Genomic DNA, 23,413 nt, shown 5'->3' on the forward strand with positions numbered 1-23,413 from the left:
CTGATGCGGTCGGCTTGGCGACCAGTGGCTATCCCACGGCAGTTCGGGCTGCGTCGAGGAACGCCAGTCGGTTGTCCTCGAGGTAGTCGCGGACACTCTCGCCGTCGGGCAGGCCTTCCCACACCGTCCGGTTGAGGTCGAGAAAGTACGCGCGTGCCGCGTCATGCACGGGCAGGGGGAACTGAACACGGATGAGCCGCTCGGCGACCCACAGTCGGTTCATGACGTCCTGGGCCTGCACATGCCAGGGGTGGGTGTCGTCGAACTCGGAGGGCCGACTGAACGCGGAACGTTCGGCCTCGGCCGTCACCTCGATGAACCTCTCCAGCAGCGCCAGCCGTTCAGCGCGCCTCGCCTCCGACAGGGCGCTCCGCTGCCGAGCCTGTTCGGCGCGCTCCGCCGACAGTTGAGTCCTGTGCTGGACGAGGTAGGACAGCGTGCCGCCGAGGACGACACCGCCCAACGATATGAGTGACACCCAGACCTGACCCGACATGGCGGTCATGGTGCCAGAGCACCGCGCGTCCACGGGCACGAGGATGGGCATCGGGTGCGCACGGCCGACCCGGGCGCCGGGCGCTCAGCAACAGGCACCCTCCTCGTCCCCGCGTACTGGCGGACGAACCCTCACGCCCGAGTACCTCTTTCCGGCCACACCTTGGCCTGACGAACCCCGGTCCGATTCCCAACTCGCCTTTATCCGTTGACAGTTGCATGTCATCTTGATCAACTGCTGCTGCTCTTGATCAGTTTGACGTCGGGTCGGTATCGCAGCGCTCGAAGCCGTGGTCATACGGCGTCGTTCGCGTACTCAGAAACTGAGGATTCATGAAGAATCATGTGTTCGCGCCACGATGGCGCGAACAGGCCTGGTTCGGGAGACCCAGCCGGCACGTGGCCGGCTGTGTCGCGCTCGCCCTGGCCGTCACGCTCCTGGACGGGACCGGTTCCGCGTTCGCGGCCGCCGGCCGGAGCGACAAGCCCGCGCCGAAGAAGTACGCGACCCGGGCGGCGGACATCCCGTCGGCCCGGGTCGCCGCCCGGCTCTCGGGCAAGCGTGTCGAAGCGCTGTCGGAGCGGACCGAGACCTCCACCACCTGGGTCAACAGGAACGGCTCGCTCACCAGCGAGATCACCGCTGGGCCGATCCGCTTCAGGGACGAGAGGACAGGCGACTGGCGCTCCGTCGACCTGGACCTGACCACCGACGACTCGGGCACGGTCGTCCCCAAGGCACACCCCCGCGGTCTGCGGATCTCCGGCAAGTCCGGAACCCGCGCGACGTCCCTCCGGACGGCCCAGGACGCCAAGGCCGTCGACCTGGTCACCCTCGGCGACGGCGACAACGGGATCACCCTCCAGTGGAAGGGCGGTCTGCCCAAGCCGAAGCTCGACGGCACCCGGGCCGAGTACAAGGAGGCCGTGCCCGGCGCCGATGTCGTGGTGGAGGCGACCCGTACCGGCTTCGAGCAGTTCGTGGAGATCAAGGAGAGGCCCGACGACGGCGGGTTCTCCTACACGCTGCCACTCAAGGCCAAGGGCCTCAAGGCCAAAGTGCAGGCCGACGGCAGCGTGCTGTTCACCGGCAAGAAGAACAAGAAGACCGCGGTGATGCCTGCCCCGGTCATGTGGGACGCCACCGTGGACCGCGTCTCCGGCGAGCACACCCGCCGCATCGAGGTCGCTATGAAGGTGGTCCGCAAGGGCGGCACGATCGACCTGGTCGTCACCCCGGACGCGAAGTTCCTGGCCGACCCGAAGACCACATACCCCGTGACAGTGGACCCGTCGACGTCCACGCTGTCCAACGTGTTCGACACGTACGTGCAGCAGGGCGAGACGGTCGACTGGTCCTCCGACGTCGAATTGGACGCGGGCAACCCCGGCACGAAGAACGCCGACGGCACGTTCCGTACCGCGCGCTCCTTCATCTCGTGGAACACCGCGCCAATCTCCGACGCCCTGGTCAACAGCGCCACCCTGTCGCTGTGGAACTTCCACTCGGGCAACACCGACTGCAGCGCCTACCCGTGGGAGGTGTGGTCCACCGGCGCCGCGTCGACCTCCTCGCGCTGGGGCTCTCAGCCGGCCTGGACGGAGAAGAAGGCCACCTCCACCGAGACCAAGGGCAACCCGGGCTGCGCCTCGGCCCCCGACGGCTGGGTGAACGCGAACGTGGCCACCCTGGTGCAGGAGTGGGCGTCCGCCAAGACCACCCGCGGCCACATGGGTCTGCGCGCCACCGACGAGTCGGCGAGCCTGCCGTGGAAGCGGTTCAACTCCGGCAACGCCGCGTCGAATCCGCCGAAGCTGACGGTCAACTACAACTACCGTCCGCGCACCGGCACCGACCAGCAGGCCGGCCCGCCGTTCTTCAAGGACACCGCCGGCACGTGGTTCGTCAACACCACGACGCCGACCCTGCAGGACACCTTCGTCGACCCCAACAACGACAAGGTCGACGGAACCTTCCAGATCTTCGACAACACCACCGGCACGCAGGTCGGGGACGTCCTCGTCTCGCCCTTCGTCGCCTCGGGGCAGCCGGCCTCGGTGAAGGTCCCGTCGGGGCTGCTGACGAACGGCAGGACGTACAAGTTCCGCACGTCGCCCTACGACGGCCAGCACTACAACAACGGCTGGTCCGCGTACGCCAACTTCACCGTCGACACCAGCGCCCCCTCCGCGCCGAGTTCGGTGACCTCGACCGACTACCCGACGAACGCCTGGGTCAAGGGCGTGGGCCAGAACGGCGACTTCACCGTCACCCCGCCCTCCGGTGACCAGAACGGCGTCGAGTGGTCGCTGGACGGCGCGATCTGGGAGAAGGTCCCGACCAGCGGCACCACTCCCGTGAAGATCACCATCGCGCCCGAGAAGGCCGGGACCAACGTCCTCCAGGTCCGGGCGACGGACAAGGCGGAGAACAAGTCCGACGCAGTCTCGTACACCTTCCACGTCGGCCCCGGCGGTGTCACGCTGCCCGACGACGGAACCCGTACCGCGGCCCGCGTGCCGCTGGCCGCGGAGGCCGAGTCCCCGAAGTTCAACGCCGTGACGTTCCAGTGGCGCCGCGGCGACGCCGACGCCTGGACGAACATCCCCGCCGGCGACGTCACGTCCGGTGGCGACCCGGTGGCCTCCTGGCCGCTGGCCCTGTCCTCGGGCAGGACTCCGCAGCTCACCTGGAACGCCACCAAAACCGTCGACCCGGACGGCGTGGTCCAGATCCGCGCCGACCTCTCCGGCTCCGGCGGGGCCTCCGGCGCGTCCGACCCGGTCGGCGTGGTCGTGGACCGCAACGCCGACGGCGCGGCCAACGAGAGCATCGGCCCCGGCTCGGTCAACCTGCTGACCGGCGACTACACGCTCTCCGGCGGCGACGCCTCGTTCTTCGGCATGAGCGTCACGCGCAGCGCCTCCTCCCGCTCCCCCGGAGCCGGCGCGGCCGACGAGCAGGCACCGATCTTCGGCAAGGAGTGGCTGTACAGCGCCGCGGCGGACCAGGTGTCCACCCCGTTCGCCTACCTCCACAAGACCTCGGCGACATCGCTGAGCGTCGGCCTCGCCGGAGACGACAGCCAGATCCACTTCACCGCCAACGCGGCACGCACCGGCTGGATCGCTGAACCCGGCTCCGAGGACTACACACTGACGGGCACCTTCAGCGGCAACTTCACCCTGAAGAGCACCGAGGGCGGCACCACGACGTTCGTCCCCGTCGAGGACGGCGGCACCACGTGGCGGGCCGGCACGACCTGGATCGAGGGCGTGGACAACTCCACGACCACCACGGTCTCGGAGACCATCACGGTCGGTGAGACCAAGATCGCCCGACCCAGGAAGATCGTCGCCGGCAACTCGGCGGCGACCAACTCGGCCTGCGCCGCCGACTCCGCCGTCAAGGGCTGCCGTGTGCTGGAGTTCGTCTACGCGACCTCCACCACCGCCACGTCCTCGGCGCTCGGCGACGTGAAGGACCAGGTGTCCTCGGTCAGGCTGTGGGCGACCGCGCCCGGCGGTACGGCGTCCACCGCGACCACCGTCGCGCGCTACACCTACGACGGCGACGGCCGGCTCCGCGAGACCTGGGACCCGCGGATCTCTCCGGCGCTCAAGACCGCGTACGACTACGACTCGGCGGGTCGGGTGATCTCGCTCAAGCCCGCGGGCCAGCTGGCCTGGTCGTTCACCTACGGCGAGGCGGGCTCCAGCCCGGCGTCCGGTCCCGGGATGCTGCTCAAGGTCTCCCGGGCGACGCTCACACCGGGCAGCGCCGACCAGACCAACGGCACCGCGGCCACCAACGTCGTCTACGGAGTGCCGCTGACCGGCACCGCCGCCCCGGAGAACCTGGGCGCCGCCGCCACCGCCTCCTGGGGCCAGTCGGACACCCCGTCCGACGCCACGGCGATCTTCCCCTCCGATCAGGTGCCCTCGTCGAACGACGGTTCCGCGCTCTCCGCGAACGACTACGGACGCGCGGGCATCCACTACCTGGACGCCAGTGGCCGCTCGGTCAACGTGGTCGAACCGGGCCACCGCCTGTCGGTCACCGAGTACGACCGCTTCGGCAACGTGGTCCGCGGCCTGTCCGCCGCCAACCGCGAACTCGCACTCGGTGCCACCGACGCACTCAAGAACGAACTGACGGACCTGGGCATCAGGTCCCTGGCCTCCGCCGAGCGCGCCCAACTGCTGTCCAACACCTCCGTGTTCGACGCAGACGGCGAGCGGGAGACCGACACCTACGGGCCGCTGCACCGCGTCGCGCTGGCGGCGAACCTGACGAGCGGGTCCACCACCCTGGCGGCTGCGGGCACACAGTTGATGGCGCGTCAGCACACGGTCAGGGAGTTCGACTCGGGACGTCCCAGCGACGGCACCGCCGTCGTCCGTGACCAGGTCACCAAGGTCACGGTGGGCGCGCAGCCCCGGTCCTGGCCCACCCTGACGGCGGACCCGCGGGTCACCACGACGACCTACGACTGGGTCAAGGGCCAGCAGACGAGTTCCACCGTCGACCCGGGCGGTCTGGCCATCACCACGTCCGCAGGCTACGACTCCCAGGGACGGGTGAACCGCGAGTCCCAGCCCGCGTCCAGCGGCTCCGACGCGGGTACGACACTCGTCACGTACTACACCGCCGACGGCACCGGAACCTGCGGCGGCAAGCCGGAATGGGCGGACCAGATCTGCCGCCTCGCCCCGGCGGCCGACGTCGCCGGCGGCGGCTCCAACCCGGCGCAACTGCCCACCAAGGTGCTGGAGTACGGGCTGTTCGGCCAGGCCACCAAGATCATCGAGACGGCCAACGGCGTCACCCGCACCACCACGACGGGCTACGACGCGGCCGGCCGCGTCACGACCCTCACCATCTCCGGTGGAGTCGGCACCGCCGTGCCCTCGGGCACCACGGCCTTCGACGACGCCACCGGCCTCCCGGTCAGCCACACCTCGTCGACCGGCGGCACCATCAGCCGGACGTACGACAAGCTCGGCCGGCAGATGACCTACACCGACGCGGACGGAGGCGCCACCACCACCAGGTACGACGCGCTCGACCGGCCGACCACCGTCACCGACAACGTCCCGTCGACCACCACCTACACCTATGACACCGCCGTCGACCCCCTCGGCCGCCTCACCTCCGTGACCGACTCCGTGGCCGGCACGTTCACCGCCCGCTACGACGAGGACGGAGAACTGGCCACCCAAGGACTGCCCGGCGGCTACACCACGAAGGACACCGTCGACCCCGCGGGCACGACCACCAGCCGGATGGTCACCCGCAACAGCGACGACTCCGTGGTGATCGCCGACAGCGTCACCGAGACAGTGCACGGACAGACCGCCACCCACGCCGGAACCCCCGGCGTCACCGCCTCCCAGGCCTACGCCTACGACAAGGCGGGCCGGCTGACGCAGGCGCAGGACACCGCCACCGACGCGATCTGCACCACCCGCGCCTACACCTTCGACAAGAACTCCAACCGCAAGACGCTGGCCACCGCGACAGCCGCGGTGAACGCCGACTGCACCACCTCCGGCGCCACCACGACGTCGTACACCTACGACACCGGTGACCGGCAGACCGGCACCGGCTACGTCTACGACGCGCTGGGCCGCACCACCGCCAAGCCGGGCACCATGCTGGCGTACCACGTCAACGACCTGGTGCAGCAGCAGACGGCGGGCACCGAGCGCCAGACGTGGACTCTGGACTCGGCCCTGCGCCTCCGCTCCACCACCACGGAGTCCAACACCTCCGGCACCTGGACCCAGACCGCGTCCAGGCTCAACCACTACGACTCCGACGGGGACAGCCCCCGCTGGATCGTGGAGAACGCGGGCGGCAGCGCGGTCACCCGCAACGTGCTCGGCCCCGACAGCAAGTTGGCGGCGACCACCACCAAGACCGGTGGCACGGTGCTCCAACTCGCCAACCTGCACGGCGACATCACGCTGCAACTGCCAGCCGACGCCGCCGTCGCCCCGGTGGTGCTGGACGCCGACGAGTTCGGCAACCCCCGCACGGGGCAGTCCGCCGCACGCTACGACTGGCTCGGCGCGCACCAGCGCTCGTCCGAGACCGTCACCGGGCTGACGCTCATGGGCGCTCGCCTGTACGACCCGGCCACCGGGCGCTTCCTTTCCCTCGACCCGGTCCGGGGCGGCAGCGCCAACGCCTACGACTACGCCAACGCCGACCCGGTCAACCAGTTCGACCTGGACGGCCGTGCCTCGGCCTGGCGCAAGAAGTACGAGGAGGCCAAGGCCTGCAACAGCCTGGGGCACGGGGGCTGCGCGTTCGCGATATCCCTGTCGGGCATCCTGCTGTGGAAACTCCCCGGCAGCAAGTCCCGGAACAACGCCCTGCGGCACTTCATCTGGCAGGCCGCGCTGACCTACTTCTTCGGCTGGCGTGCCGCCAAGCGGCTCGGCGACGCCCACGAGTACGGGCAGACGAGCAAGGACAGCCGAAAGGACCAACGCAACAACGCGGTGGCACGCGCCTTCGCCACCCACAGCTATTACCGGTACTGGATGCGCTACTACGCCAACCGCGGCTATCTGTTCCAGTACCTGTACGCCGCCGGCAGCTGGTACTACAGCCACGGGTACCTGGCCAGGTGATCCGGGTCCGGCCGTGGGACGCTTCCGTCCGATGACCGGATGACATCGCAATCCGTGTGCCGGGGTCGGTCCTCAACGGGACCGGCCCCGGCACCGCCGCCTCACCTCTGCCGACTCCCCCACCGCACTGTGCAGCCCGCCCGCCCCACGCACCTCGGGAGACCCCATGCCGCCCCGGACGCACCTCACCCGGTCGACCGCCCTGCCCACCACGCTCCTGGTGGCCACCGCACTGCTCACCGCGGGCCTGACCGGCTGCTCCGCTCTCTCCCCGTTCAACACCTGCGAAGACACCGCGGAACGGGTGAAGCAACTGCGCTCCCAGCCCATCCTGAAGTCCGTCCCGAAGGGGGCCATCGCCCCGAAGGACCCCACCTTGGTGGAATCCGGCTGCATCGACGACAGTGGCGACGCCTGGCTGTACGCCGACCGGATCTACGCGTTCCCCGGCTCCCGGCAGCAGGTCGTCGACCACTACCTCGGCGCCGCGGAGGCGGACGGCTGGCGCCTGCGGCCCGACCCGGTCGATCCGGACATCGCCGACAGCGTGGGCGGACTGTGCTTCACCAAGGGTGGGGACGGTCACGCCCTGCTGCTGACCGTGCAGTTCACCACGGCAGGTCAGCTGAAGGTCGAGCACGAGTACGACGCGGGGCCGGAGTTCGACTCGGGTTCGGGATTCGAGATAGAGGTCGGCTCCGAGACCGACGGGGCGACGACGGGCTGCTTCGACTGAGCCTCCCCGCCCGGTTCCACGTGGCTACGGGCGGGAGCCGAGCGGCGGTCGTGACTACGGGGCCGCGTCACCGCAACGGCCGGTGGGCCCGGACCGTATACCGCGGTCCGGGCCCACCGGCCTCTGTGCAGACGTGACTTCGTCAGGCGGTGGGGAACCCGGCGGGGCTCCGGACCTCGGACAGCGCCTTCTTGATGGTCACCTTGGCGAAGTAGCCGAAGCCGAAGAGGATGCACTGGACGACGTACCAGAACTTCTCGGCCGAGGTCATCTCGACCAGCCCGTACTCGCTCAGCGCCTTCTTGACCGGCACCTTCTGGAAGTAGGCGGCACCGAGGTAGATGCAGCCGAGGATGTACCAGAACTTCTCCCAGGACGTGGTGGTGCCCTGACCGAGGTGCTGTCGTTCTGCCATGACGTTCACTGCCTTCCGATGAGCATGAGGATCCGGGGAACGCGCCGATCCGGACCCTTGCGGGCAGCCTCGGGGCAACAGGTCCTCACGCAGGCGCGGAACGCCTGGCGGCATGCTGAAGCACGAGGTGAGATGGCGTGGGTGATGAGCACGTCTACGGTGCTGGTCGTCACGACGACCAGCCGCCCCCCGATGTGTGCAAGCCGCAGCATAGGGCAAGAGGCCTTGATCGTCACCTCGGATATGTCGAGGTCAGGAGCACTGCGCGGCGCAGGGCCGGCATACGCGGCCCGGGCGCATCGGGACGGCATCCGACTCGCAGCTCGGTTCGCGGCTTCCCACGCGTCGACGGTCATGGGTCCGGCGTCCGGGCGGTGTCGTCGCAACTCGCCGGGCATGCACTCGCCCGCCATGCGGGAGCCCCTTCTTGGACTGCCGAACTCCCATGACGCCAGGACGAGTTCGAGCGCCGCGCCCCTTCGGAGTCACCGTCCGCCCCAGGCGGGTAGGGCGCGGCCATCCGGAGCCCACGGCTCCGACCGGTCTCCTCCAGGCGCGAGTTGCCGCGTCCCGTCAGGCCGTTGTCATTCCCCGATCGGCACGGCGTTGCCTGTGACGCGCACCCGCGCGTCGTCAGGATCCACCTGGACGAGCAGATCGCTCGGCCGTCCCATGTCCTCGCCCTGCCGGATGGCGATCGCGCCGGAAGCGGCCGACGTACCCAGCGTGCGCAGGTATCCGCCGAAGGCCGCCGCCGCCGCTCCGGTGGCCGGGTCCTCGACGACTCCGCCGACCGGGAAGGGGTCCCGCGCGTGGAAGCGCTCTTCGCTCTCGCGCCAGAACAAATGCACCGTCGTCCAGCCGTACCGGCGCATGACGGCGGCCAGAGCCTCGAAGTCGTAGTCCAGGTCGGCCAGTCGGGCTCGGGAGCCGGCCGCGAGCACGAGATGCTCGTTCCCGGCGAAGGCCACGTGCGGCGGCAGCGCCGGGTCGAGGTCGTCCGCCGCCCACCGCAGGGCCTCGAGCGCTTCCGCCACCTCGTCGGCCCGGGCCGGACGGGACCGCGTGGGGACGCTGGTCAACGTCGCCCGCACCCCGCCTCGGTCGTCCCTCACGGTCTCGATCCCGATCTCACCGGCGGCGGTGTCGAAGACGAGTCCGCCGGGGCCCATGCGCTCGGCGAGCGCCACCGACCCCGCGACGGTGGCATGCCCGCAGAAGGCGACCTCGGCGAGAGGGCTGAAGTAGCGCACCGAGAACCGGCGCCGCTCCTCGTCCCGGGCTGTGACGAACATGGTCTCCGAATAGCCGACCTCGGCGGCGATCGCGAGCATCTCGCGCTCGTCGAGTCGTGTGGCGTCGAGGACGACGCCTGCCGGATTTCCGCCGTCGGGGTGCGAGGTGAACGCCGCGTAGCGCAGGACATCGGTGGCCGTCGAGAAGGTCATGCCCTCAGCCTCGCACTTCCTCTTCATTACTTCCAACGATTGCTTTTCATAGAACCCATCGAGCCATTCGATGACTTGTTAGGGTTCCGCCATGGACACACGGCTGCTGCAGACCTTCACCGCCCTCGCCAGGACGGGAAGCTTCACCGCCACCGCCGTCGAGCTCCGGCTGGCGCAATCCACGGTCACCGTCCAGATCAAGACCCTGGAAAAGGCGTTGGGCACCCGGCTCTTCGACCGCCTGTCCAGGGGTGCCCTGCTCACCGAGGCCGGACGCCGGCTGCTCACCCTGGCCGAGGACGTCCTGGAGTCCGAGTCACGGTTGTTCGCGGCCGCCACCGAGGGCGGCCCGGTCGCCGGGACGGTGGTGGTGGGAGCGGGCGAGACCCTCTGCTCGGCGCACATGCCGGCCGTGATCGTCGCACTGCGCAGCCTCCACCCCGAGGTGGAAGTACGCCTGGAGCCGGGCGGCACCGCCGCGGTCGTGGACGGGCTCCAGACCGGCAGGCTCGACTGCGCGCTCCTGCTTGAGGAGCGGGTCGAGTTCCCGGACGTCACGGCTCAGCGCGTCACCGAACTGCCGTTGGTCCTGTTGTGTGCCCCCACCCACCGCCTGGCGGGCCGGGACCGGCCGGCGACCTGGCAGGAACTGGCCGAAGAGGACTTCTTCCTCCACGAACAAGGCTGCTCCTACAGCGACCGGCTGGCCGAACACCTCCTGTCGGTTCCCGGCGCCCGCCCCCGACTCACGCGGTTCGGCAGCATCGAGGCAACCCGCTCCTGCGTCGCGGCCGGACTCGGCCTCACCGTCCTCCCCCACACCAACGTGGCGGAGTCGCTGCGCACGGGCCACCTCAACGCCGTACCCGGTCCCTCACTTCCCGGTGTCTCCGTCCACCTGGCCCGCCACAGCCGGCGCCTGCCCTCCCGCGCGGCACGCGCCGTCGCCGACCAAGTGCTCAGCCACTTCCACACGTGACCGGGTCGAGTGGACCTCCCCCTTCCCGTCCACCGGCCCGCGTCGATTCAGCGGGTGAATCCCGGGCCGGAAGGTTCCACGATCACGGTCCTACGCTGGCGACATGACGGCATATCCAGGCTTCGGCGTACTGCTGGCAAAGTTGTCCGTTCACAGGAAGCTGGACTCGTCGGCCCTGGCCCGGCAGTCCGGAGTCCCCGAGCCGGAGCTCCGCGGGGTGCTCGACGGCGCCGCGCCGAGCCCGTCCCTGCTCCGACAACTCGCCCCCGCACTGGACCTCCACGCCGCGGACGTGTTCGTGATCGCGGGGGCGGCGGTTCCTGACGACCTGGCTCCGCTGGACCCCGAGGCCGGGCCGTGGGTGCCGGGCGTCGTGCGGTGCGCCGGGCGACTGACGCCGGAGAAGAGGGGCGAACTGCGCCACCTCGTCCATTCGTTGCCGCAGGAGAAGCCCTCGCAGAGGCCCCCGCAGGAGCCGTCGTTCCGGCGCCTCGAAGGCACGCCCCCCGGGACGCCCGGAGCCACCCTCGACCGCATGCTCATCCTCCGGAACCTGCATTGGACGGGCATGGCCAAGACCTTCCTCGTCCTGACCGGCCGGTACTGGGCCGCGTCCACGTACGGAATGGTGGGCGCCGGCCGCAAGGAGCTGACACCCGACCTGGTGGCCGACTTCGGGACCGTACTCGACGTCCCCGCCGGCGACCTCGCCACTCTGACCGGCATCGCCCTGCCGGAGATCCTCCAGGCGCGAAGGCCTGCTACGACCGGTATGGCCGAGCTGATCTGGGACCTGCGGCGCCTGACCGCCGACCAGGTACGGCACATCGGCGAAGTGGCCGCGTCCATGGGGCCGGCGTGAGCAAACCCCACGCGTCGATGGTGGGTTGAGGGCGAAGGACACCTCGGAGTGGCTCGCAGTCCGCGGTCCGGTCGACCACCACCGGGATACCGCTGGTGGCCGAGCGGACCGCGGCGCGTCGGTCACTTGCGCCAGAACAGGTGGTGGGTCACCCCGCTCGGACTGGGCACGACATCGAGGTGGAACCGGTCGAGCAGCTCGTCCGGGGACTCCCAGAGCCGTACTCCGGACCCGAGCTTCACGGGCGAGACCGCCACGTGCAGGGTGTCGACGAGGTCGGCGTCGAGGAACTCCCTGATCGTGGTCGTCCCGCCACCGAGCCGGACGTCCTTGCCCTGCGCGGCGTCCCGCGCCTGTTCGAGGACCTTCGCCGGGTCCGCGTCGACGAAGTGGAACGTGGTGTCGGAGAGCGTGAACGAGGGACGGGTGTGGTGGGTCATGACGAACACCGGCGTGTGGAACGGGGGTTCGTCGCCCCACCAGCCCTGCCACTCGTGGTCCTGCCAGGGCCCGCGCTGGGGACCGAACTTGTTGCGCCCCATGATCTCGGCGCCGATGTTGCGCGCGTAGTCCCGCGTGAGGTAGTCGTCCAGGCCCCGACTCCCTCCGGGGTCGGTACGCCTGGGCCAACTCGCCGTGGCGCCGGCCCACGCGAAGAGCCTCTCGGGTTCGACGTGACCGAACGGCCTCTCCAAAGTCTGGTCCTCACCGGCGCCGATCCCGTCACTCGAGACATTGAAGTTCTGGACTCTCAGCAGCTGGGCCACGTGCTCCTCCTGTGTTGTCGACAGCGGTGGTGAGACCTGTCGGACGGTCGAAACTCATCGCCGAGTCCGCGACCGGTTCGCGACTCGGGCCGCGCTCGCCCGCGGGACCTCTCCCCACCTGTTTGATCACGCGAAAGGCTTGAACGACGATTCCGGTCGGAGGAGTGCCGGATGGGGCGGAACGTCGTCTGCCTGCTCAGGAGAGTTCGAACAGCGCTGCCACGCCGGGATTCCGCTCCAGCCAGATCACCGCATCGCGGTTCTCCTTCAGCCAACGGACGCAGACCGCCCACGCGATGTGCTCGCTGGCCGCATCGCGCAGGACGACGTCCGCCACCAGCGGCGTACACCCGGCAGCGGTACCGTGCGCGCTGCACTCCTTCTTGGCGTTGGCGTGCGGCGCTATGCAGACGATCTTCGACAGCGTGACCGGCTCGGCTCCGGTGTGGACGCGGTCGAACCACTCGATGAACTGGTGGACCGTGCCGATCTTGGCGACGCGGTCGTGCAGCGCCTTCTGCTCGTGGCCGGTGAGGAACCAGCCGAGCGTGACGGGGACTCCGCAACCGCAGCCGCACTCACGCGCGGCGTGCGGGGAATCGAAGTAGGTCACCGGGTTGCGGGTCGGCTCGACCGGCTGCGGCTTGCCGACGTACGCGTCGTACACCGGGTGCCCGGCCGACAGGTAGCGCCCCGCCATCGCCCGACGCCCGCCCGACACCGGAAGCAGGCTGTCGATCTCGATCGCCTGACGCACGGTTCCCTGCGCCGACAGCAGGGCGTACTGCTCCCGGTCCGCCCGCTCCCCCAGGACCCAGCAGCCGCGGTTCGCCCGGAACAGCGCCTCGTCATCCATGTTCGCGTCCCAACCGACATGGTCGCGGCCCAGTTGGTCGACTTCGGGGTCGACATACCGCATCGCCCCGAGAGTGATGTGAATCATCAGGTCCCCCATCGACGCCGGAGGTCAGGCTCATCGCCTGCGGCTCCGCACAGCCTCCCGCATCGCATGGATAGTTGCTACCCCTAGGGGCCTATAAGTATCTTCCAGGCGGAGCCGCTACCGGTGGTCCCACACCCCCGGTCCGCCGCCGCGCCACTCGATCCAGTTCGCGGTCCTGACGTCACACGCCTCCACGTCGTCCATCCCCGCCCGCTGAAGGAACTCCGCGACGTCGACCAGCGTGTACGCCATGCCGACGAAACCCTCCGCGACACGGACCCTTCGGCCACCGTCTGCGGCAGGCGCATACACGACCACGGACGCGTCACCGGCCATGCCTTCAGAATGCGGGCACCGTCCACCGCACGCACCCCAGGAAGCCGCCGGCGGCACAGGGGCCGCACGACCAGGGCCAGGAACGTACCGCCGGTCCTCGGCACCGGCGGCCGGAGCGCGGAATAACCGCTGCGCCTACGCCGCGACCGGCAGGAGAGCCGCCTACAGTCCGGACCATGACCACTCACCCGCAGCGCTTCACCGTCCTGCTGGTCCCCGAGCACTTCGAGGACCCCCAACCCGCCACCGTGGAGGCCGGAGCCGTGCGCTCCGCCCTCGTCGAGGCAACCGGCGAGCAGGGCGAGACCGGCTACCCGCGATACGCCGGAGAAGGCGTGATCGCCGACATCGATCCCCGTACGCGCACGGTCGAGGCCGTGCTGGTCGACGGTGCGGAACTCGACTACGGGTTCCAGGCCAAGATCGCCCCCTGACCGAACCCTCGTCCGTGACCTCCTCCGGCGGGAACGCCCCGGCCCTGGAACTGGCCGACCGACCGGCCTGGCCGGCACCCGCCGCCGCGTCCCGGCGACGAATCGGCCTGCTCCTCGCCATGAGCCACGGCTGGGGAACCTGCCGCCGGTCGGGTCGCCGCCTCCTTCTCGCGGGCGTATGGTTCCCGCCGACGCATCCGGGAGGGCGCCCCTCGGGGCCGGCCGCGTCGCGCCACATCCGCAGGTCGTGAGCGGAATGGCGGCCGTACAGACCATGTGCGGCGCCGGGACGTTCGGTCCCGGACCCTCCGGGTGCCACGGGCGCGGAGGCGATTGGCCCAGCGACACCACCCGGCCGGGCGACGGTGCGGCAAGGGTCCGCGAGCACTTCCTACGCTCGCCCCCGAACCCACCGCTCTTGTCGAAAGGGACACCCTGTGATCCGCACCGTCGCCTCCACCACCGCCCTGCTCGCCGCCGCCCTCGTCGGCCTGCCGGGTGCCACGGCCGCCGCAGTCGGCAACGGCGATGGCCCCAGGATCGTCATCACCAGCGTCAACCAGTACGCGGGTGACGACATCTTCACCGCCGGCCGCGACAACACCGTGGGCTCCCACAACGGCAACGATTCCCAGACGCCCGTGACCAGCCTTCCGGGGACCGGTACCGGCGCGGGGGTCCTGCGCATCGTCACCGGACCGTCCCTGCCCTTCTCCGGAGTCCCCCGTGTCTCCCAGGAGGGCAGCGCCGACTTCCCCCGCACACTGCTCCCCAACTACAGCTTCAACGTCCCGGTCGACGCTCCTTCCTCCGCCCTGTACAGCACCGAGGGGGACCAGGGCCGGCTTCGTATCACCGCCGCCGTCGACGCAAGTGGCAACGTCACCCCCGGCTGCTCGACCGAGGGCAACCTGACCTGCGAGGTCCAGCAGGACGCCCAGGGCTCCTTCCTCAAGATCGAAAGCCGCCGCTGAACGGCGCCAGCGACCGGTCGGTGTCCGGGCGCCCGCAGCCCGGACACCGGCCGGTGCCGTGCGGGCCGCCCGCGCGACCCGGGCGCCACTCGGCGCGGTACGGGCGCGTCGGCCCGGGAAGACCAGGGGCCGTACGCTCCCACCGTGCCTGGCGATCGCCTCGCGCGGCTGTCGCGTCGAAGGGCGACGCCACGGCACTCCGGGTTCAGCGGTCGCCGTAGTAGCTGTCGTAGAAGGCAGAGTGCTCCCGAACCGAGAAGTCCTCGAACTCGCCGTCCCGTTCGAGTTCGCGCAGCCGGTGCAGCGCTGCCGCCGCGGAGGGCGCGGAACGGGTCGCGAGGTGAGCCTTCACGGCTTCGAGCCCGCGGCCCAGCAGGAGTTGGATGTCGATGGAGCACGCCGCGTCGAAGCCGGCACTCTTCGCGTCCCATACGAGCAACGCGTCCTCCAGGTCGCCGCAGTTGAACAGTTGCACGCAGAAGAGCTTCATGAGCTCCGTGTCGCCATCGCCCTGGGCGCGTCGCTCGCTCGCCGTCTCCCGCCGGAGCAGCTCCCGGATCTCGTCGAGGTCCGCCGCGGCAGGGTGCAGCCCGTAGCGGCGCAGGGCCTCCTCGTCGTCCAACTGCCGTCCTCTCCATTGCTGTGCGCGGGTCACAGGTTACGGGCAGTGCGTCGTGGACATCCCGGCCGCCCGCTGGATGGCAGGACACTGTCGGCCGACTGACTTCCTACCGGTGCGACAGCCGACGGAACGCTAATTTGAGGGCATGCCAAGAGCAGAGGAGAGCCCCGTGGGCAAGGTGGTCCTGTACGCCTCGGTGTCGGTGGACGGCTTCATCGCGGACGAGAACGACCAGCCCGGACCGCTGTTCGACTGGCTGTCCAGCGGTGACGTCCCGTTGGACGAGAGCGGCGTGGTGAAGGTGTCCCGGACGTCCTTCGACTACATCCGGCCCTACTGGGACCAGATCGGGGCGACGATCGTCGGCCGCCACGTCTTCGACATGACGGACGGCTGGGACGGGACGCCGCCCAGCGGCATCGACCACGTGGTGGTCGTGACGCACCGGCCGGAGCCCGAGGGCTGGAACCCGGAAGCGCCGTTCCACTTCGTCGACAGTGTCGAGGCGGCCGTGGCCAAGGCGCAGGAGCTCGCGGGTGACCGCCTGGTCGAGGTGGCCGCCGGCGATGTCGGCGGCCAGGTGCTTGCCGCGGGCCTGGTCGACGAGGTGCGTATGGACGTCGTGCCCGTCGTGTTCGGAACCGGCAAGCGCTATTTCGGGTCGGTCCACGCGCAGCACCTGCTGGAGGATCCTGACGTGGTGATCCAGGGCAACCGGGTGCTTCACCTGCGCCACCGGGTGCGCCGCTGACCTGTCCGAGCCGTCGAGGGCCCGGCTGCCGTGGCCCCGACGCGCGCCCGGTCCGCAGACCCGCAGTTCACAGGGGGAACCGCGACCCCGGGCGTGCTCGTGTCCTGGTGTGGGCCCAGCACGTCGATCGGGCGATCTCCGCGGGGGAGCCATGCAGATCATAGAAGTGACCGGCTATGCCGTCCGATCCGCTGTGATCACCATGAAGCGGCGTGAGACACCAATGGAGTTCGTGATCTTCCCGATGCTCCATGTGGCTTCGCCGTCGTTCTACGCCGAGGTCCGCAGGCGGCTCGCCGCCTGCGACATCGTCGTCATCGAGGGGGTACGCGGGAAGTCGGCCGCGCTGAGTGCCCTCACCCTCGCCTACCGGTTCACACCGCGTCGGCGGCGCAACGGCCTTCAGGAACAGCGCCAGGAACTGCTGATCCCCGAGGACGCCCAGATCGTCAACCCGGACGTCACCGCGGCGGAGGCCGTCAGCGACCTGAAGTCGCTGCCGCGCTGGCAGTACCTGCTCCTGATAGCCGTCGCTCCCGTCATGGGCCTGGTGTTCGCGCTGCGTGGTCCGAGCGCATTCCTCGACGAGGACCTGGAGGTGGAGGATCTGCCGTCGACGCTGCGGGCCGAGATGCTGGCCGACGACCCCGTCCACTACGCGCTGACCGACCGGCGGGACAAGCTCCTGCTCGACGCGCTCAGCGACATCCACACGGAACGCGGCGGCGAGGCGATCCGGGTGGCCGTCGTCTACGGTGCGGGTCACGTACCGGCCGTCGTGACGGGGCTCGGCCAACGTCATGGGTATCGGCCCCGCGAGGCGGAGTGGCTCACGGTCCTGATCCCGGCCTGACGCCCGCCCTGACGCCTGTCGTCGGCGGGACGGCTCAGGTGATGAGGCGGCCCGTGTGGGAGAGACGTCGGGCCGCGGCCAGCAGGGCGTGGATCTGCGGACCGACGTGGTCGACGTGGCTCACGGGCTTGTGGAAGGGCAGCCGGATGTCCTGGTGGGAACGCGCGTGTTCCAGGCGCAGGGTCAAGCCGTAGCGGTCGATCCCGAGGGGAAGGGCGCGCTGCACGTCGCCGTCGGGGTGTGGGCGGGCCAAGCGCAGGAGCAGCGGGACCAGTTCGGGGTGGTCGTCCACGAGATGGGTCAGCATGCCCGCCTCACACGTCGCCAGCGGGTCGGGCTCGGCCGCCTCCAGTTCCTGGAGGGTCACATGGGAGCGTCCGTTGTCGTCCTCCAGCACGCACTGCCCGATCTCCATGCAGGTGCTCTCGGTGGACTCGGGGTCGTAGGGCGCTGCCAGCAGCCCGGTCAGCGTGACTCGGGCGCGCAGACGGTCGCGTACGGGCGTGGGCGCGACATCGGTGAGTTCCAGCCTGACCGGCACGCGTCCGCCCGGTGGGGTGCCGGATCCTTCGAACGGAGCGTGCAGATGGACCTGGCCCATGACTCCGGCGCCGTCGAGACGCCGCACCTCGCTGTGCCGGCCTTCGCTCACCACGGTCATCGAATGGGCGACGCCCACGATGGAACGGGCGCGCTCGGCGGCTGTCGGCGCGGGGGCGCTCAGTGGAATGCGACGCATCCGGATCTCCCAGAGGTCCAGTGAATTAGGTAAGGCTAACCTAACTTAAGACCCCTTTCGTTGTCAGGCCGCGAGCCGATTCGCGGGCCGCCCGGCGGTGATCCGGTGGCTGGGTGGGACCGGACGGGCCCCGTCCCCTGCCCGACGACCCGCGGCCGGTGGCCCCGGCAGAGGTCACATCGGGGCGGCTGGGGAGACGCGTCTGACGCACCGCCGTGGCCGGCGCCTTCCCGCGGTTCGGAGCGCACGGTCGGACGGCTGGCGCGGCCCTACAGGTCGGCCACGAGAAGCCGGTAGCCGGCATCGAGGGCTTCGCGGTCGAGCAGGTCGGCATGGCGTCGGTGCCACCGGCCGGACGACAGGTCGTCCGACAGCCGGGCCAGGCCCGGCCGGAGGACTTCTTCGCCGGTCTGGGCGAACAGGGAGATGCCTGCTCGCACTTCCGGGTCGAGGTACGCCTCGGGTCGGCGCCAGAAGGCGGCGAGGAATCCGTCGGTGCAGTCGTGCGGGACGGTCACGGTTTCGATGCGGGCGCCTCCCAGCAGCCCGGCCAAGCGGTCGACCGCGACGGCTCGTTCGTCGCCGAACGCGGCTGCCTCGGGCAGGTACTCCTCCAGCAGCCAGAACTTGTGGTTGATGTCGGGGTCGAAGGTGAGGACGACGATCCGCCGCCGGGCGATGCGCAGGAGTTCGCCGATGCCGGCTTCCAGGTCGCTCCAGTGGTGCACGGTGAGGAGGGCCATCACCGCATCGGCGGAGTCGTCGGCGAGAGGGATCGACTCCGCGAAGGCCTCCAGGGCCGGCGCGGATCCCGCCGGGCGCTGGGCGATCATCACTGAGCTGGGTTCAACGGCCGACAGCGTGTGGGGCGGTTCGTAGGAGCCTGTGCCGGCTCCTACATTGATCACGGTGGCGGCATCGCCGAGGGCTTGATGGATCCTGGCGGCGATTCGCGGGTCCGGCCGCCGGGTGCCGGCGTAGGTCGCTCCGATGCTGTCGTAGATCGCCACACCGCACAGTATGCGCTTCCCGCCAACACCGCGCGGTGGTCGCAGCGTTGTCAGTTCTCATCGAGATCCCGGAGCTGTCCGATCACCGGGTCCCGTCCCGTTGGCGCGGCCGACGCGCCCGGTGTCCGCCCCGCCCTGTCGGTCCGGGACCGAGCAGTCCAGGATCCGCCCGTCCACCGTCCCCACGACCAGGCGCTGCTGGTCGGCCCGGTACGCGGCGGACACCGGCGTGACCGGGTGCCCGTGGGCGCGCAGGGTGTGCCGGGCCCGCACCTCACCCGTCGCCGTGTCCAAGGTCTCCACCTCGCCGGTGAGGTACACGACGTACAACTTCCCCTCGTCGCCGTCGAGGTCGGCGAGCGGCTTGTCGGTGCGGTGCACCCAGCGCGCCTCTCCGCCCGGAAGCCGACGGCTCACGACATACGTGCCCTCGCGCGCTTTCGCGTAGGTGGCGCCCCGCTCGTACGACCGGCCCGCGTGGACGAGGGTGTCCGCCAGCTCGACCGCGGGGCCGTACCAGGGTTGCAGAGCGGACTCAGGGTCCCACCGGAGAGGAAAGAGAGCGCGAACCGTGGCGGGGCCGTGGGCGCCCGGAGGATCGATCGCGTTGACCCACGGAGAGTCGCCGTCCGGGCCGGGGCCGTCCACGTACAGGAGACGGGTGCTGCGTCTGACGCGCAGAGCAGGGGAGTTGGAGCGGCTGGGCGCGAGGTCGAGGTGACCCGCCGGCTGGTGCGTGGGGGCGAGCAGCAGCGCGGCGTGGGCGTCGCGGCCTCGCGGGCGCAGCGCGAGCCAGCCCTCGTCCGTGGCGCACAGTGCGGGCGGTGACGGCATGTCGACGCTGTCCATCGCGCCGCCGTCCGCGGTCGAGATCCGCCGGACCGTGGTCGCGCGGTCGACCTGACGTCCTGTCGCATCGTCCCGCCGGTAGCCCCGGTACGTCACCCACGCCGACTCGCCGTCGGGGGCCGCCTCGACCTGGACGCTCCCCTCTCCGACCCCCGGTAGAGCCCAGCTCAACCCGCCGGACGGGGACCAGCGTTCGAGGTCCGTGTGGCGGCCGGTGGCGAGCACACTTCCGTCGGCCAGCACCGCCAGGTCCCGCACCTCCGCCCGCCGCCGCCATCGACCGTCCGTCAACCGCGCGAGGGTGTCCTCCACCTGCGGGTCGTAGAGGAGTCCGCTCTCCACCATCGGATGGCGTACGGCGTCGGGGTCGACCAGACCGGCCGGAGCGGACAGCCAGTCCTCCACTCCTACGGCCAGCTCGAAACCCTTGCCGAAGCCGCCGTCCTTGTCCTCCGGTGACAGCAGCATCGCGAGCCTGCCGTCCTCCAGCCAGCGCAGATGGCGTACTTGGCGACTCTTGCTGAGCAGATTCGTCACGCGCCCGGTGTCCAGGTGCAGCAGCAGCAGTTGCCCCTGGAAGTCCCACGAGCCGTCGTAGCGGCCGGTGCCGACGGCGACGAGCGGCAGCTCGGGATGGGGCTCGATGGCACACACGGGGTAGCGCGAGGCGACGACGTGGCGGGGGCGGAGGGTGCCCGCCTCGTACACGCCGATCCGGTGGGCGAGCCAGTGGCCGCTGCCGCGCCACATGACGTGCCCGAGGTCGCCGGCGGCGATGACGCAGCCGTGGCGCTCGTCGGTCACCGCCCATACGGGCCGGCCGATCTCGGCGAACGGCTGGTCACCGAGTATCCGGCGGACGGTCAGCTCTTGCGGCACGACTTGTCTCCCCCCAGGGTGGCGCACAGTCTGCCAGGCGGACCCCGATCCTGTGGAGGCGTCGACCGTCTCCTCGCCGCACGGCTGGGCCCGACGGCGGACCCGGCGACGCCGGCCGGCCGCGGCATCGCGGTTCGTCAGAGGGCTTCCACGGCCCGCAGGACGAGTACGGCGATGTCGTCGGTGGGGTGGCCGCGGGGCCAGGAGTGGTGGACGAGGTCGTCGATGAGGCGGTCCGGCTCCGGTTCGCCCGCGAGGTACTGGGCGAGTTCGCCCGCCACCCTGTCGATGTCGGAGCCGGGGATCTCGACGAGTCCGTCGGTGTAGAGGGCGAGGGTCGTCCCCAGGGGCATCGGGGCCGTGGTGATCGGGTACGGCAGGTCGACGCCGACGCCGAGCAGCGGGCCCGGCTCGATGTCGAGCACGGTGGGCGGCCGTCCGGGATGGTGCAGCAGCGGGGCGACGTGGCCCGCGCTGGCCAGGCTGACCTGCCGGCGTGCCAGGTCGACGTGGGCGTACAGGCAGGAGACGAGGAGGTCGGGTTCCAGGTCGGCGAGGACGCGGTTGGTACGGGCCAGGACCTCGTCCGGCCGGGAGCCCGCCGTGGCGTGGACGGCGGTGCGGACCTGTCCCATGAGGGCGGCGGCCGCGACGTTGTGGCCCTGGACGTCACCGATGACGGCGGCCGCCGTGTCCTCGTCGAGGCGGATCAAGTCGTAGAAGTCGCCGCCGATGTCCATGCCGTGCCCGGCCGGGAGGTAGCGCGCGGCCACTTCCAGGCCGGGGAGGGCGGGCAGGCTGCGCGGGAGGAGTGCCTGCTGGAGGGTGTGGGCGAGTCCGTGCTTGGCGTCGTAGAGCCTCGCCCGGTCCAGGGCCTGGGCGATGAGGCCGGCGAGTGAGGTGAGGACGGCCCGTTCGTCGGCCGTGAACGTATGGGGTCGCTGATAGGTCAGGATGCAGCAGCCGACGGGACGGCCGCTGCTGACGAGCGGGAGGAAGGCCCATGCCTGCTTGCCGCTGATCCGGGGCGCGTCCGGGTAGTGGCGGGCGAGTTCGCCGGGGTCGGCGAAGAACGAGGGGGTGCCGCTGACCAGTGCCTCGCCGGCCGGGGTGAGGCGGGTGTCCAGGCGAAGGCCGTCGAGGCGTTCGATGGTCCGCTGGTCGTAGCCGTAGTGGCCGGTGATCTTGAGGCGGCCGGCGTCGGCGGCCGACAGGACCATGCTGTCGGCTCCGAACGCGGGGAGGATCTGGACGGCGATCAGGTCGACGACGTCCTGCACGCCGACGACCTCCGTGAGGGCGGCGGCCAGGTGCACCAGTTGGTACAGCCGGCCGACGGATGCCGCGGGCACCGACGGAGCGGCCGTGGCCCGCGTCGACTCCGCCTGGGGGCTGCGAGGTGTGATCCGGACGCTGATGCCGCTGGAATCGGGGTGGAGTTCCACGTCGAGCCAGTTGGCGGGGGGCCGCAGGACGGGGAAGGAGACGACCTCTCGGCTGATGACCGCGGCGCGGTAGTGGTCCTCCACCTGGATCTGGTCCATCCAGGGCAGGGACTGCCACGGCTGCGTGCCCAGGAGCCGGTCCGGATCGAGGCCGAGCATGTCCGCGGCCCTGCTGGTGAGAAAGGTGATGCGGCCCTGCAGGTCCAGCGCCACGAAGCCCTCCGGCAGCCGTTCCGCGCAGTCCACGGCGGCCTGCGCCGCGGTTGCGCGCCGCTCGGAGGCGGCCGACACCGGAATGACGCGGGGCTGGTCCGGCGGCACGACCGTTCCGCCCGCGTCCTCGATCACCCTCGCCACACGCCGGCCGAGCGAGACGAAGTGCCCTCGCTCGCGTGGCGACACCCGCCCGGAGTGGTTGGCGGGCCAGACCAGGAACAGCACGCCCCAGTTGCGGTTCCTGCCGGCGAGGGGTACCGCGGCGAACGCGAACCGGTAGGGCATCGCCGCCGCGGTGTGCGGATACGAGCGGGCCATCTCCTCCGGCGAGCCCACCCACACGAGACGGTCCTCGCGGAACGCCTCGCCGATCGGGACGGGGGAGGTCACGGCCACGCGCCGCCAGGACACCGCCACGTCGACGGGCAACCCGCAGGCCACCGTCAGGCACAGCAGCCGCCTGGTCTCGTCCAGCAGGAAGATCCCGCCGGCCGACGCACCGGTGCGTCGCACGGCGCCCACGAGTGCCTCGTCCAGCGGCTCCGTGTCACCGGGTGCCCCGGAGCCTTCCGTCACGGGACCGTTCGGATCGGCCGGCATAGCCGTTGAGCCCCTTTCGGCCGGATCACCCCACAGCCCAGACCACGCGCACGCATATCATGACAATACGCCGCGAAAACGATCCTGCTGAGCCGCGGTGCGGTGCTGGAGCCCGGCGTGCGGCTTCGCAGCCGCCCTCCCCGCTGCTCCTCCCCCATCGTCGGCGGCCACCGCCACCCGGTGACCTCGGCGAGCCCCGGCGACCTCGGCCGCCCCTGGCCCTGCCGGGCTGCCGGACCGCCGGGCCACCGGACTGCCGAACCGTTCGGTCGCCGGGCGCGGGCCGCCGGACCGATGGGCTGCTCGGTCGCCGGGCGCGGGCCGCCGGGCCGGCGCTGCGCCTCTACGTCAGCGAGCCGCCGACCCGGAGCCTCGCCCGCCCCCGGCGACGGCGCCGCCTCGCACCCAGGCGCGAAGT

At 70.7% G+C, this 23,413-nt stretch carries 19 protein-coding genes; 8 read left to right on the forward strand and 11 right to left on the reverse strand.

What is annotated here, in order from left to right:
* Window positions 1–28: 28 nt before the first annotated feature.
* Entirely contained in the window at window positions 29–505 is a 477-nt protein-coding gene (locus IE265_RS28070; protein WP_190038500.1) for a hypothetical protein, read from the reverse strand.
* 323 nt (window positions 506–828) lie between these two features.
* On the opposite strand from IE265_RS28070, the gene IE265_RS28075 reads away from it, so the two are divergent.
* Both IE265_RS28075 and IE265_RS28080 read left to right on the forward strand, forming a co-directional pair.
* The gene (locus tag IE265_RS28075; RefSeq protein ID WP_190038501.1) at window positions 829–7,137 is read left to right on the forward strand and encodes an RHS repeat-associated core domain-containing protein; all 6,309 of its coding nucleotides are present in this window, start codon (window positions 829–831) and stop codon (window positions 7,135–7,137) included.
* A gap of 166 nt (window positions 7,138–7,303) precedes the next feature.
* Entirely contained in the window at window positions 7,304–7,873 is a 570-nt protein-coding gene (locus IE265_RS28080) for a hypothetical protein (RefSeq protein WP_190038502.1), read from the forward strand.
* 142 nt (window positions 7,874–8,015) lie between these two features.
* Here IE265_RS28080 and IE265_RS28085 read toward each other — a convergent pair whose 3' ends face one another.
* Together IE265_RS28085 and IE265_RS28090 are read right to left on the reverse strand one after the other, a co-directional pair.
* On the reverse strand, window positions 8,016–8,288 hold the full coding sequence (locus IE265_RS28085) for a hypothetical protein (protein WP_190038503.1): 273 nt from the start codon (window positions 8,286–8,288) through the stop codon (window positions 8,016–8,018).
* A gap of 584 nt (window positions 8,289–8,872) precedes the next feature.
* Window positions 8,873–9,736, reverse strand: a complete 864-nt coding sequence (locus tag IE265_RS28090; RefSeq protein WP_190038504.1) for a PhzF family phenazine biosynthesis isomerase — start codon at window positions 9,734–9,736, stop codon at window positions 8,873–8,875.
* Between the two features lie 91 nt (window positions 9,737–9,827).
* Between IE265_RS28090 and IE265_RS28095 the strand changes: the two genes are divergently transcribed.
* Together IE265_RS28095 and IE265_RS28100 are read left to right on the forward strand one after the other, a co-directional pair.
* Entirely contained in the window at window positions 9,828–10,715 is an 888-nt protein-coding gene (locus IE265_RS28095; RefSeq protein ID WP_190038505.1) for a LysR family transcriptional regulator, read from the forward strand.
* Between the two features lie 103 nt (window positions 10,716–10,818).
* Entirely contained in the window at window positions 10,819–11,577 is a 759-nt protein-coding gene (locus IE265_RS28100) for a hypothetical protein (protein WP_190038506.1), read from the forward strand.
* Between the two features lie 122 nt (window positions 11,578–11,699).
* Here the strand turns inward: IE265_RS28100 and IE265_RS28105 are convergent, their stop codons facing one another.
* The 3 genes from IE265_RS28105 to IE265_RS39150 all read right to left on the reverse strand — a co-directional run bounded on the left by IE265_RS28105 (window position 11,700) and on the right by IE265_RS39150 (window position 13,539).
* Window positions 11,700–12,344, reverse strand: coding sequence for a dihydrofolate reductase family protein (locus IE265_RS28105; protein ID WP_190038507.1), 645 nt, complete (start codon window positions 12,342–12,344; stop codon window positions 11,700–11,702).
* A 196-nt stretch (window positions 12,345–12,540) separates the two neighbouring features.
* Window positions 12,541–13,287 carry a hypothetical protein gene (locus IE265_RS28110; RefSeq protein WP_190038508.1) on the reverse strand — a complete coding sequence of 249 codons (747 nt, stop codon included), beginning with the start codon at window positions 13,285–13,287 and terminating at the stop codon, window positions 12,541–12,543.
* 117 nt (window positions 13,288–13,404) lie between these two features.
* Complete coding sequence (locus IE265_RS39150) at window positions 13,405–13,539, reverse strand: hypothetical protein (RefSeq protein ID WP_308434823.1); 135 nt, start codon at window positions 13,537–13,539, stop codon at window positions 13,405–13,407.
* Window positions 13,540–13,799: 260 nt separating this feature from the next.
* Here IE265_RS39150 and IE265_RS28120 point away from each other — a divergent pair, with 260 nt between their 5' ends.
* On the forward strand, window positions 13,800–14,057 hold the full coding sequence (locus tag IE265_RS28120) for a hypothetical protein (RefSeq protein ID WP_190038510.1): 258 nt from the start codon (window positions 13,800–13,802) through the stop codon (window positions 14,055–14,057).
* Between the two features lie 437 nt (window positions 14,058–14,494).
* On the forward strand, window positions 14,495–15,031 hold the full coding sequence (locus IE265_RS28125; protein ID WP_190038511.1) for a hypothetical protein: 537 nt from the start codon (window positions 14,495–14,497) through the stop codon (window positions 15,029–15,031).
* Window positions 15,032–15,236: 205 nt separating this feature from the next.
* On the opposite strand, the gene IE265_RS28130 is transcribed toward IE265_RS28125, so the two are convergent.
* Window positions 15,237–15,653 carry a hypothetical protein gene (locus IE265_RS28130; RefSeq protein ID WP_190038512.1) on the reverse strand — a complete coding sequence of 139 codons (417 nt, stop codon included), beginning with the start codon at window positions 15,651–15,653 and terminating at the stop codon, window positions 15,237–15,239.
* Window positions 15,654–15,822: 169 nt separating this feature from the next.
* Between IE265_RS28130 and IE265_RS28135 the strand changes: the two genes are divergently transcribed.
* A complete protein-coding gene (locus tag IE265_RS28135; RefSeq protein ID WP_190038602.1) occupies window positions 15,823–16,404 on the forward strand; it encodes a dihydrofolate reductase family protein in 582 nt (193 codons plus the stop codon).
* A 151-nt stretch (window positions 16,405–16,555) separates the two neighbouring features.
* A complete protein-coding gene (locus IE265_RS28140; RefSeq protein WP_190038513.1) occupies window positions 16,556–17,257 on the forward strand; it encodes a hypothetical protein in 702 nt (233 codons plus the stop codon).
* Between the two features lie 34 nt (window positions 17,258–17,291).
* On the opposite strand, the gene IE265_RS28145 is transcribed toward IE265_RS28140, so the two are convergent.
* The 4 genes from IE265_RS28145 to IE265_RS28160 form a co-directional block, all read right to left on the reverse strand.
* The gene (locus IE265_RS28145; RefSeq protein ID WP_190038514.1) at window positions 17,292–17,996 is read right to left on the reverse strand and encodes a DUF2470 domain-containing protein; all 705 of its coding nucleotides are present in this window, start codon (window positions 17,994–17,996) and stop codon (window positions 17,292–17,294) included.
* Window positions 17,997–18,265: 269 nt separating this feature from the next.
* Window positions 18,266–19,006: a class I SAM-dependent methyltransferase gene (locus IE265_RS28150; protein ID WP_190038515.1), complete on the reverse strand. Its 741-nt coding sequence runs from the start codon at window positions 19,004–19,006 to the stop codon at window positions 18,266–18,268.
* Window positions 19,007–19,063: 57 nt separating this feature from the next.
* A complete protein-coding gene (locus IE265_RS28155; protein ID WP_190038516.1) occupies window positions 19,064–20,734 on the reverse strand; it encodes a hypothetical protein in 1,671 nt (556 codons plus the stop codon).
* A 137-nt stretch (window positions 20,735–20,871) separates the two neighbouring features.
* Entirely contained in the window at window positions 20,872–22,995 is a 2,124-nt protein-coding gene (locus IE265_RS28160; protein WP_190038517.1) for a SpoIIE family protein phosphatase, read from the reverse strand.
* Window positions 22,996–23,413: the final 418 nt, after the last annotated feature.

It is taken from the genome of Streptomyces fructofermentans, from assembly GCF_014651055.1.
GTDB classification, from domain to species: Bacteria; Actinomycetota; Actinomycetes; order Streptomycetales; family Streptomycetaceae; genus Streptomyces; species Streptomyces fructofermentans.

Coding starts and splice junctions, on each gene's coding strand:
- IE265_RS28070 (WP_190038500.1), bottom strand. CDS start 505: ATGACCGCCATGTCGGGTCAGGTCTGGGTGTCACTCATATCGTTGGGC.
- IE265_RS28075 (WP_190038501.1), top strand. CDS start 829: ATGAAGAATCATGTGTTCGCGCCACGATGGCGCGAACAGGCCTGGTTC.
- IE265_RS28080 (WP_190038502.1), top strand. CDS start 7,304: ATGCCGCCCCGGACGCACCTCACCCGGTCGACCGCCCTGCCCACCACG.
- IE265_RS28085 (WP_190038503.1), bottom strand. CDS start 8,288: ATGGCAGAACGACAGCACCTCGGTCAGGGCACCACCACGTCCTGGGAG.
- IE265_RS28090 (WP_190038504.1), bottom strand. CDS start 9,736: ATGACCTTCTCGACGGCCACCGATGTCCTGCGCTACGCGGCGTTCACC.
- IE265_RS28095 (WP_190038505.1), top strand. CDS start 9,828: ATGGACACACGGCTGCTGCAGACCTTCACCGCCCTCGCCAGGACGGGA.
- IE265_RS28100 (WP_190038506.1), top strand. CDS start 10,819: ATGACGGCATATCCAGGCTTCGGCGTACTGCTGGCAAAGTTGTCCGTT.
- IE265_RS28110 (WP_190038508.1), bottom strand. CDS start 13,287: ATGATTCACATCACTCTCGGGGCGATGCGGTATGTCGACCCCGAAGTC.
- IE265_RS39150 (WP_308434823.1), bottom strand. CDS start 13,539: ATGGCGTACACGCTGGTCGACGTCGCGGAGTTCCTTCAGCGGGCGGGG.
- IE265_RS28120 (WP_190038510.1), top strand. CDS start 13,800: ATGACCACTCACCCGCAGCGCTTCACCGTCCTGCTGGTCCCCGAGCAC.
- IE265_RS28140 (WP_190038513.1), top strand. CDS start 16,556: ATGCAGATCATAGAAGTGACCGGCTATGCCGTCCGATCCGCTGTGATC.
- IE265_RS28145 (WP_190038514.1), bottom strand. CDS start 17,996: ATGCGTCGCATTCCACTGAGCGCCCCCGCGCCGACAGCCGCCGAGCGC.
- IE265_RS28160 (WP_190038517.1), bottom strand. CDS start 22,995: ATGCCGGCCGATCCGAACGGTCCCGTGACGGAAGGCTCCGGGGCACCC.